General features: G+C 76.9%; 7 protein-coding genes. 5 read left to right on the top strand and 2 right to left on the bottom strand.

Going from position 1 to position 10,320, the window contains the following annotated elements:
- Positions 1-54: 54 nt before the first annotated feature.
- Positions 55-1,827, top strand: a complete 1,773-nt coding sequence (locus ACGFI1_RS32200) for a glycoside hydrolase family 15 protein (RefSeq protein ID WP_392790871.1) — start codon at positions 55-57, stop codon at positions 1,825-1,827.
- Here ACGFI1_RS32200 and ACGFI1_RS32195 read toward each other — a convergent pair.
- Positions 1,792-3,408, bottom strand: a complete 1,617-nt coding sequence (locus ACGFI1_RS32195; protein ID WP_392790868.1) for an MFS transporter — start codon at positions 3,406-3,408, stop codon at positions 1,792-1,794. The two genes, ACGFI1_RS32200 and ACGFI1_RS32195, sit on opposite strands and share 36 nt — an antisense overlap.
- Before the next feature lie 167 nt (positions 3,409-3,575).
- Between ACGFI1_RS32195 and ACGFI1_RS32190 the strand changes: the two genes are divergently transcribed.
- The 3 genes from ACGFI1_RS32190 to ACGFI1_RS32180 all read left to right on the top strand — a co-directional run bounded on the left by ACGFI1_RS32190 (position 3,576) and on the right by ACGFI1_RS32180 (position 7,956).
- On the top strand, positions 3,576-6,563 hold the full coding sequence (locus ACGFI1_RS32190) for an FAD-binding and (Fe-S)-binding domain-containing protein (protein WP_392790865.1): 2,988 nt from the start codon (positions 3,576-3,578) through the stop codon (positions 6,561-6,563).
- A 61-nt stretch (positions 6,564-6,624) separates the two neighbouring features.
- Entirely contained in the window at positions 6,625-7,104 is a 480-nt protein-coding gene (locus tag ACGFI1_RS32185) for a MarR family winged helix-turn-helix transcriptional regulator (protein WP_301178144.1), read from the top strand.
- Between the two features lie 126 nt (positions 7,105-7,230).
- The gene (locus ACGFI1_RS32180) at positions 7,231-7,956 is read left to right on the top strand and encodes a DUF4142 domain-containing protein (protein ID WP_387070032.1); all 726 of its coding nucleotides are present in this window, start codon (positions 7,231-7,233) and stop codon (positions 7,954-7,956) included.
- A 4-nt stretch (positions 7,957-7,960) separates the two neighbouring features.
- On the opposite strand, the gene ACGFI1_RS32175 is transcribed toward ACGFI1_RS32180, so the two are convergent.
- Positions 7,961-8,806 carry an NAD-dependent protein deacetylase gene (locus ACGFI1_RS32175; RefSeq protein WP_392735271.1) on the bottom strand — a complete coding sequence of 282 codons (846 nt, stop codon included), beginning with the start codon at positions 8,804-8,806 and terminating at the stop codon, positions 7,961-7,963.
- A gap of 223 nt (positions 8,807-9,029) precedes the next feature.
- Here ACGFI1_RS32175 and ACGFI1_RS32170 point away from each other — a divergent pair, with 223 nt between their 5' ends.
- The gene (locus ACGFI1_RS32170; RefSeq protein ID WP_392790862.1) at positions 9,030-10,286 is read left to right on the top strand and encodes a beta-ketoacyl-[acyl-carrier-protein] synthase family protein; all 1,257 of its coding nucleotides are present in this window, start codon (positions 9,030-9,032) and stop codon (positions 10,284-10,286) included.
- Positions 10,287-10,320 lie beyond the last annotated feature (34 nt).

Below are 10,320 nucleotides of genomic sequence, written 5' to 3'. Positions count from 1 at the left end.
GCCGCGGCGCCCGCGTCGGCGTCTTGATCGGCTTGCGGCGGGTAGGGGAGGGCCATGCTGACCGACCCCTCGGCGCGGATGGCCGCCATGCCCAAGGCCCTGCGCGACTACGCCCTCATCGCCGACGGCGAGCGCGGGATCCTCGTCGGCCCGCACGGCGAGCACGCCTGGCTGTGCTTCCCCCGCTGGGACTCCGAGCCCGCCTTCGCCGGCCTGCTCGGCGGGCCGGGCGGCTACGACGTCCGGCCGGTGTGCGACCGGTTCGTGTGGGGCGGCTACTACGAGGACCACGGCCTCATCTGGCACAGCCGCTGGGTGACCGGGGAGGGCGCGATCGTCGAGTGCCGCGAGGCGCTGGCCCGGCCCGCCCTCCCCGACCGCGCGGTCGTCCTGCGCCGCTGCCGCGCCGTCCGCGGCGGCGCCCGGCTGCGCGCCCTGCTGGACGTGCGCCCCGGCGGCGCCCGCATGCGGGACCTGCACCACCGCGACCCGTACTGGACGGCCCGCGCCGGCGGCGCCCGGATACACTGGCGCGGCGCCGGCGAGGCGCTCGTGCGGGAGGGCGCCGACGGCGGCGCCGTCCTCGCCGTGACGTTCGACCTCGCCGAGGGCGAGTCGCGCGACCTGGTACTGGAGATCGCCGCCGAGTCCGCCGGGGAGCCCCCGGCGGACCTGGACCCCGGCGCGCTGTGGGAGGCCACCGAGCGCGACTGGCGGGCGGCCGTCCCCTCCTGCGACGACACCGCCGCGCCCCGCGACGCCCGGCTGGCCTACGGGGTGCTGACCGGGCTGACCAGCGCCGCCGGCGGCATGGCCGCCGCCGCGACGACCGCGCTGCCCGAACGCGCCGACGAGGGCCGCAACTTCGACTACCGCTACGCCTGGATCCGCGACCAGTGCCTCGCCGGGCACGCCGTCGCCGCCCACGGCGGCCCCCCGCACGTGCTGCGCAGCGCCGCCGGCTTCGTCACCGCGCGCCTGCTGGCCGACGGCGACCGGCTCCGCCCCGCCTACACCGTCGCCGGGGGAGCGGTGCCCGGCCAGCGCCCCAGCGCGCTCCCCGGCTACCCCGGCGCCACCGCCGTCACCGGCAACCGGGCGAGCGCGCAGTGGCAGCTCGACGCCGTCGGCGAGTCGCTGCTGCTGCTCGCCACCGCCGCCGAGCACGACCGGGCCGGACCCGGCGCCCGCGAGGCCGCCCGCGTCGCCGCGGACGCCATCGCGCGCCGCTGGCACGAGCCCGGCGCCGGCATCTGGGAGACCGAGGACCGGCTGTGGACCCACTCCCGGCTGATCTGCGCGGCCGGGCTGCGGCAGGCCGCCCGCGTCCTCGGCGGCCCCGCCGACGCCGCCGCCTGGACCTCCCTCGCCGACGCGATCCTCGCCGAGACCTCCCGCACGGCCCTCACCCCCGGCGGCCGGTGGCGGCGCGCGGCCGACGACGACCGCGTGGACGCCGCCCTGCTCATCCCGCCGCTGCGCGGCGCCCTGCCCGCCGGCGACCCGCGCAGCGCCGCGACGCTGGAGGCCGTCCGCGCCGAACTCGTCCAGGAGGGCTTCGTCTACCGGTACCGGGTCGGGGACGAGCCGCTCGGCGTCGCCGAGGGCGCCTTCACCCTGTGCGGGTTCGTCCTCGCCCTCGCCGAGCACCGCGCCGGCGACACCGCCCGCGCGCTGCGCACCTTCGAGCGCACCCGGTCCGGCAGCGCGACCAGCGGCCTGTTCTCCGAGGAGTACGACGTCCGGCAGCGGCAGCTGCGCGGCAACATCCCGCAGGCGTTCGTGCACGCCCTACTGCTGGAGACCGCGAGCCGGCTCGCGGACTGAGCCGCGCCCCGCCCGCGTCTCCACCCCCCACACCGCGACCACCAGGACCGCGGCCAGCAGCGGCACCGCGCCGAGCAGCGCCGTCTGCCCGATCGAGGGGACCGCCGCCCCCGCGGCCAGCACCGCCGTGACCGCGACGCCGCCGAGCTTGCCGACCCCCGCCGACAGGCCCGAGCCGCGCGAGCGGATCCGCGTCGGGTAGATCTCCGAGCTGTAGGCGGCCAGCACCGCCGCGATCGTCGCGGTGCCGACGATCGGCCCCGCGAGCAGCACGTACAGCCACGTCCGGTCGTGGGCGAGCGACTCGCCCGCCACCGAGAACACCGCCAGCGCCGCGGCGACCAGCGCGGTCAGCGCCACGATGGTCTTCTTGGCGCTCCACAGCCCGTACATGGCGGCGGCGACGAACACCAGCGGCAGGCCGAGCACCGCCGAGTCCCGCAGCGCCCGGTCGGCGGCCTGCTGCGCCAGCCCGAGCTTCTGCAGGTTGGACGGGATCCACAGCTGGAAGCCGTAGGTGACCAGGCCGATCCCGAGGCCGAGCACGACCACCGCGAGGCTCAGCCCGGTGAACGGCGGCCGGAACAGCGGCCCGAAGCCCGCGCCGTGCGCGGCCTCCGGCTCCCGCCCGGCCTCCCGCCCGGCGGCGGTCTCCTCGACGGCGCCGTACCGCGCCATGATCTGCCGCGCCTCGGCCTCCCGGCCGCGCGCGAGCAGGAACCGGGGCGACTCGGGGATCCACCGGTTCAGCGCGATCAGCAGGACGCCGGTCGGCAGCCCGACCAGCCACAGGATCCGCCACGAGTAGTGCGGGACGAGCGCCGACGACAGCGCGCTGGTGACGACGTAGGCGAGGGCCAGGTTCCCGCCGATCAGCACCATCACCCACCCGCGGTGCCGGCCCGGGATCGTCTCGGCCAGCAGCGAGAACGTGATCGGCAGCATCCCGCCCGCCGCGACGCCCATCAGCAGGCACATCACCAGGTTCCAGGAGAACGACGGCATCGCCCCGCACACCGCCGTCGTCACGAACATCACCCCGGCCAGCAGGATCGACGGCCGCCGCCCGATGCGGTCGCCGAGCCAGCCCCACAGGAACGAGCCGAGCACGGTCCCGGTCAGGCCGGACAGCGGCAGCAGCGCGACCGGCCAGTGCCCGCCGGGGTTCAGCGGCGACTTCAGGCCGTACTCCGCGCCCATCCCCGGCGCCACGAACGACAGCGAGATCGGCTTCATCGCGTCGATGGTCACGGCCGTCGTCGTCACCAGCAGCAGCCCGATGTGGGCGCGCCGCAGCGGCGCGCCGTACGCGGCGCGGATCCGCGGCTCCCCGGCGCCGCGGGACGGGGCGGGCCCGCGCGGGACCAGCCCGTAGGCGGTGGCGGCGAGGCCCGCCACGATCAGCGCCATCCCGGCCGTCATCGGCGCGTCCATCGCCATGCCGCGCATCATGTAGTGCATGTCCGCGGCGCCGAGGTACATCGGCAGGTGCAGCAGCACCCCCGCCACGCAGGCGAGGAACCCGGCCCAGAAGGCCGGCGGATGGGCGAAGGCGATGCCGCCCGCGTGCCGTGTTCGCATGGACGTCCCTCCAGGACGGGTGATCCAGGGGTGGGCCGGCTCGACATGATCAAGAGTGAAGTATCTCAAAAGGGATTTACAGGGATCAGTGTGACGAGTGGGCCGATGGTGGACACTGTGCGGCACGGCAGACGGTTGCGTGCGTCCCCCTGGGTATGCGTTGCGCCATGGCAGTTTCGGCAAAGCACAAGGAGTGGGACGCGCTCCGGCGCGCCCTCACCGAGCGCGTGGACGGAGAGGTCCGGTTCGACCCCGGGTCGCGCGCGGCCTACGCGCACGACTCCTCCAACTACCAGCGGCCGCCCATCGGGGCGGTGGTGCCGCGCGGCGTCGAGGCCGGCGCCGAGGCCGTCCGCGTCTGCGCCGAGCACGGCGCGCCCGTCCTGTCGCGCGGCGGCGGCACCAGCCTCGCCGGGCAGTGCGTCAACACCGCCGTCGTCATCGACTGGTCGAAGTACTGCCGGCGGCTGGTCTCCCTCGACACCGCGGCGCGCCGCGCCGTCGTCGAGCCCGGCGCCTGCCTGGACGACCTGAACGCCGAGCTGTCCGGGCACGGGCTGATGGTCGGGCCCAAGCCGTCCACCCACGACACCTGCACGATCGGCGGGATGATCGGCAACAACTCGTGCGGCGCGTCCGCGCAGGCGTACGGGAAGATGGTCGACTCCGTCGTCCGGCTGGAGGTGCTCACCTACGACGGCGTCCGGATGTGGGTGGGGGAGACCGGCGAGGAGGAGTACGCCCGGATCCAGGCGGCGGGCGGCCGGCGCGCCGAGATCTACCGGGCGCTGCGCGAGCTGCGCGACGACGGGCTGGAGCCGATCCGCACCCGCTTCCCCGCCATCCCGCGCCGCGTGTCCGGCTACAACCTCGACTCGCTGCTGCCGGAGAAGCACTTCGACGTGGCCCGCGCCCTCGTCGGGTCGGAGTCCACGCTGGTCACCGTCCTGCGCGCCGAGATCGAGCTGGTGCCCGTCCCGGCGCACCAGTCGCTGGTCGTCCTCGGCTACGACGACATCGCCCTCGCCGGGGACGCCGTGCCGCGCATCCTGCCGTCCGAGCCGCTCGCCCTGGAGGGCATGGACGAGCGGCTCCTCGACCTCGCCAAGCGGCACCGGTTGGCCGGGCCGCGCGTGGTGAAGGACATGCCCGGCGGCGCCGGCTGGCTGATGGTCCGGTTCGGCGGCGACACCAAGGAGGCCGCCGACGCGCGCGCCCGCGACCTCATCGAGCGGGTGGCGGCCGGGCCGAACCCGCCGCGGCACACCTTCGTCCGCGACCCCGCCGAGGAGGAGCTGCTCTGGAAGGTCCGCGAGGCCGGCCTCGGCGCCACCGCCTACCCGCCCGGGCGCCCCGACACCCACGAGGGCTGGGAGGACTCCGCCGTCCCGCCCGACCGGCTCGGCGACTACCTGCGCGACTTCCGCGCCCTCATCCGCGAGTTCGGCTACGGGCCCGTCTCCCTGTACGGGCACTTCGGGCAGGGCTGCGTCCACACCCGCATCCCCTTCGACCTGGAGGACCCCGAGGGCGCCGCCGCCTACCGCCGGTTCGTCGAGCGCGCCGCCCGGCTCGTCGCCTCCTACGGCGGGTCGCTGTCGGGCGAGCACGGCGACGGGCAGGCCCGCGGCGAGCTGCTGCCGCTGATGTTCGGCGCCGAGGTCGTCCGGCTGTTCGAGCGGTTCAAGGCGGTCTTCGACCCGGCGAACCGGATGAACCCCGGCAAGATCGTCCACCCGCGGCGGCTGGACGACGACCTCGACCACCTCGCCTACGGCCCCGCCGAGCCGCGCACGCGGTTCGCCTTCCCCGACGACCACCACCGGTTCACCCACGCCGCCGCCCGCTGCGTCGGCATCGGCAAGTGCCGCGCCTCCTCCGGCGGCGTCATGTGCCCGAGCTACCGGGCGACGGGGGACGAGGAGCACTCCACCCGCGGCCGCGCCCGGATCCTGATGGAGATGATGCGCGGCATGCCCGGCGGCGGCTCGGGGACCGGCGGCGACGAGGCGGCCGTCATCACCGACGGGTGGCGCTCGCAGGACGTCCGCAACGCCCTCGACCTGTGCCTGGCGTGCAAGGGCTGCCGCAGCGACTGCCCCGTCAACGTCGACATGGCCACCTACAAGGCCGAGTTCCTCCACCACCACTACGCGGGACGGATCCGGCCGCCCGCGCACTACACGATGGGCTGGCTGCCGGTGTGGGCGCGGCTGGCCGCGGTCGCGCCCCGCGCCGCCAACACCGCCCTGCACCTGCCCGGCCTCGGCCGCGCCGCCAAGCGGATCGGCGGCATCGACCCCCGCCGCGACATGCCGCGCTTCGCCGCCGAGCGGTTCACCGACTGGTTCAAGCGGCGCCCCGCGCCGGACGGGCCCGGCGGCGACCGGGTCGTCTTGTGGCCCGACACCTTCACCAACAGCTTCCACCCCCACATCGGCAGGGCCGCCGTCCGCGTCCTGGAGGCCGCCGGATACCGGGTCGAGGTGCCGCCCGCCCCGCTGTGCTGCGGCCTGACCTGGATCTCCACCGGGCAGCTCGGCACGGCCGCGCGGGTGCTGCGCCGCACCGTCCGGGCGCTGGCGCCCCGGCTGCGCGACGGCGTCCCCGTCGTCGGGCTGGAACCGTCCTGCACCGCCGTGTTCCGCGCGGACGCGCCCGAGCTGCTGCACGACGACCCCCTCGCCGCCGACGCGCGGCTGCTCCGCGACCGGACCCGGACCCTCGCCGAACTGCTCGACGAGCGCCAGCAGGAGGCCGGCGGCCCCTCGCCCGGCGCGGCGCACGGCGTCGTCGCCGGCCTCGACACCCCGAGGGTCCGCGCGGTCGCGCAGCCCCACTGCCACCAGCACGCCGTCATGGGCTTCGACGCCGACCGGCGCGTGCTGGCCCGCGCCGGCGTCGACGTGGACGTCCTCGACGCCGGCTGCTGCGGCCTCGCCGGCGACTTCGGCTTCGAACGCGGCCACTACGAGGTGTCGGTGAAGATCGCCGAGCAGGGGGTGTGGCCCGCCGTCCGGGACGCCGCGCCCGGCACCGAGGTGCTCGCCGACGGCTTCTCCTGCCGCACCCAGATCACCGCCGGCACCCGGGCCCGGCCCCGCCACCTGGCCGAACTGCTCGACGAGCTGCTGCCCGCGCGGCGGCGCGGATGACCGCCCGGAACCGCCCGGGGCGCGTTGGCGCCGCGCGGGCTCGGCCCTGTAGAAAGTGGTCATGAACGAGGACGCGGACGCGGGCGTCGACGAGGTCACCTCGGCGCTGCTCACCGCCTCCCGGCTGCTGGTGGCGGTCTCGGCGCGGTCCCTGGCCGCGGTCGAGGACGCCGTCACGCTGCCGCAGTTCCGGCTGCTGGTCGTGCTGTCCTCGCAGGGGCCGTCCAAGCTCGTCACGCTCGCCGGGCTGCTGGAGGTCAACCCCTCCACCGCGATGCGGATGGTGGACCGGCTCGCCGCCGCCGGGCTCGTGCGCCGCGAGGCCAGCCCGCGCAGCGGCCGCGAGGTCCGCATCCAGGTGACCGCCGCCGGCCGCGGCATCGTCGACGACGTCACCGCCCGCCGCCGCGCCGAGATCGCCGAGGTCGTCGCGCGCATGCCGGCCGGGCAGCGCCGCGCCCTCGTCGCCGCGCTGCGCGCCTTCACCGAGGCGGGCGGGGAGCCCCCGGTCACCGCCGTCGCCCAGCTCGGCTGGACCTGACCCCTGGCCCGACCTCTCGGCCCGCCCTCCCGGCCCGACCTCTGGGCCCGGCCCGTCGAACCCGGCCGCCGGGACGTGCGTACTGCTGCCGTGACGCCGTTTCCCCCGACCGGAAGGCGGTCCCGGATGCCCCGCCCCCGACCGGCCGCCGCGGCGGCCGCCGCCGCGCTGGCCGCGGCGCTCGCCGCGGGACTGCCGCTCGCCGGCTGCCAGCCCGCCGGCCGGCAGGCCACCGACGGCGCCGCGGTGGCGCCGAAGGCGGGCGGCGAGGCCGCGGCCCAGTCCACCGTCACCACCGACTGGGGCCCGCTCGGCCCCGCCGACCGCGACGTCCTCGTCCGCGTCCGGCAGGCCGCGCTGTGGGAGATCCCCGTCGCCCGCCAGGCGCAGCGCCGCGCCGCCCGGCCCGCGACCCGCCGCGCGCTCGCCGCGTCCGCCGCTCAGCACGCCCGGCTCGACCGGCTGAACCGGCAGACCGCCGCGCGGCTGGGCGTCCCGCTGCCCGACCGGCCCACCTCCGACCAGCAGAGCTGGATGTCGGAGATCACCGGCAAGTCCGGCAACGACTACGACAAGACCGCCGTCGCGCGGACGCGGATGGCGCAGGGCCTGCTCTACACCGAGCTCGGCGCCGTCCGTGCCGCCACCCGCAACACCCTCGTGCGGCGGTTCGCCGAGCAGGCGCAGCCGCTGGTCAACGAGCAGATGAGGCAGCTGGAGGCCACCGGGTTCGTGACCGGCGACACGCTGCCCGACCCGCCCGCCGTGGACGACCCGCCGCCGCCCGCCCCGCCCGGCTCGCGGGCGTCCACGGCGCCCGCCGCGACGGCGCTGCCCGGCGCCGGAGGGTGACCGCCTACCGCCCCAACTCGTCCAGGAGGGCCGTGAGGGTCGAGCCGAGCGGCGCGTCCAGCGTCACCAGCGCGTGCTCGTCGCCGCGCGTCGCGCCCCGGTTCACGATCGCGACCGGGACGCCGTGCCGCGCCGCGTGCCGGACGAACCGGTACCCCGACAGCACCGTCAGCGACGACCCGAGCACCAGCAGCGCCCCCGCGCCCTCGGTGAGCGCGTAGCAGTCCCGCACCCGGGCCGGCGGGACGTTCTCGCCGAAGAAGACCACGTCGGGCTTGAGCGGCCCGCCGCACCGCTCGCAGCCCACCAGCCGGAACTCCGCCACGGCCGCGTCCGGCAGGACCGCGTCGCCGTCGGGGTTGATCGCCTCCGCGCGCGCCTCGAAGCCGGGGTTCGCCGCCCGCAGCCGCGCCTCCAGCGCGGCGCGCGGGCTCCGCGCGCCGCACGCCAGGCACACCACCCGGTCCAGCGCCCCGTGCAGCTCGATCACCCCGGACGCCCCGGCCGACTGCTGCAGCCCGTCGACGTTCTGCGTGATGATCCCGGCGAGCAGCCCGCGCCGCTGCAGCTCGGCCACCGCCCGGTGGCCCGCGTTCGGGCGGACCCCCGCCATGTGCCGCCAGCCGAGATGGCCGCGCGCCCAGTACCGGCGCCGCGCCGCCTCGCTGCCGGTGAACTCCTGGTAGGTCATCGGCTGCGCCGGCCGCCGCCGCCCCGTCTCGCCCCGGTAGTCGGGGATGCCCGACTCGGTGGACAGGCCCGCCCCGCTCAGCACCACCACGTCGCCGTCCCCGACGAGATCGGCCAGCAGCCGCAGCCCCTCGGCCCCCGCCTCCGTCGCTGCTGCGATCCCCGCACCCGCCGCGTTCTCCACAACCTCCGTCACCCCTCCATGGTGCACGACCGCGACGAGTGGGGGACGAAACGCCTGATCACGCTGTGGCCCGTGTCACCCAGGTGACAAAAACCGCCAACAAGAATGTGCACGGGGTGGCAAGTTCCCACGAGCGCCGCCGCGCTAGCTTCCAAGCCCCGCGCCTCCCGCGGGAAACCCCCAGACCGCGAGGTGACGGATGACCGCTGAGCAGCGCGCGGACGGGACGCCCCGCGTCGTGGTGACGGGGTTCGGCGTGAAGAGCCCCGCCGGCGGCACGCCCGCGGAGGTGCTCGCGACCGTCCTCGCGGGCAAGTCGCAGGCCGTCCACGTCCCCGAGCTGCTGGAGGCCGGGACCGCCGTGTCGTTCGGCTGCCCCGCCCGGCCGCTGGACGAGGACCGCTACTTCACCCGGCCCGAGCGGCGCCGCCTCGACCGGATGACCAAGCTCGGCGTGGCCGCCGCCGACGACGCCGTCGCCGACGCGGGGCCCGGCCCCGGCGGCGACCCCGCCCGCCGCGGCGTCTACGTGGGGACCGCCGCCGCCGGGCTCGCCGCCACCGTCGCGCTCGGCGGCCACGAGCACGCCGGGACGCTGGACCGCGTCCCGGTCCCCGCCGTTCCGAAGATCATGCCGAACGCCGTCGCCGCGAACGTGTCCATCCGGCACGGCTGCGAGGGGCCCTGCCTCACCTTCTCCACCGGCTGCGCCAGCGGCGCCACCGCGATCGGCGAGGCCGTCCTCGCCATCCGCGCCGGCCGGATCGACGCCGCCGTCGCCGGCGGCGTCGACGCGATCCTCACCCCGTTCGCGATGGCCGCGTTCGCGCGCATCGGCACCCTCGCCCGCCGCGACCCGGCCCCGCACACCGCCGGCCGCCCCTTCGACGCCGACCGCGACGGGTTCGTCGTCGGGGAGGCCGTCGCGTTCCTCGTCCTGGAGCGCGCCGACCTGGCCGCCGCGCGCGGCGCCCGCGTCTACGGGGAGGTCGCCGGGTACGGGTGCGCCGCCGACGCCGCGCACCTCGTGCGGCCGCGCCCGGACGGCGCCGTCGCCGCCCGGTGCATGGCCGCCGCGCTCGCCGACGCCGGGCTCGCCCCCTCCCGCGTCGGGCACATCAGCGCGCACGCCACCGGCACCCGCGGCAACGACGGCGCCGAGGCCCTCGCGATCGACCGCTGCTTCGGCGGCCGCACCCCGCCCGTCACCGCCACCAAGGGCGTCACCGGGCACGTCCTCGGCGCCGGCGGCGCCCTGCAGGCGATGGTGGCGCTGCTGAGCGCGGCGGACGGGCTCGTCCCGCCCACCGCCAACTTCGCCGCCCCCGACGCCGAGACGGCGCTGGTCGACGTCGTGCACGGCGAGCCTAGGTCGATCGTGCCCGCCGCGCCCGCGCTGTCGAACTCGTTCGGGTTCGGCGGGCACGACGCGACGCTCGTCCTCACTCCCGCCTGAGGCCCATCGGCAGCCGGCCCCGGGCGGCGGCCGG

The organism is Actinomadura geliboluensis, assembly GCF_043197915.1.
GTDB lineage: Bacteria > Actinomycetota > Actinomycetes > Streptosporangiales > Streptosporangiaceae > Spirillospora > Spirillospora geliboluensis.
This window is presented reverse-complemented; position numbering and strand designations above follow the sequence as displayed.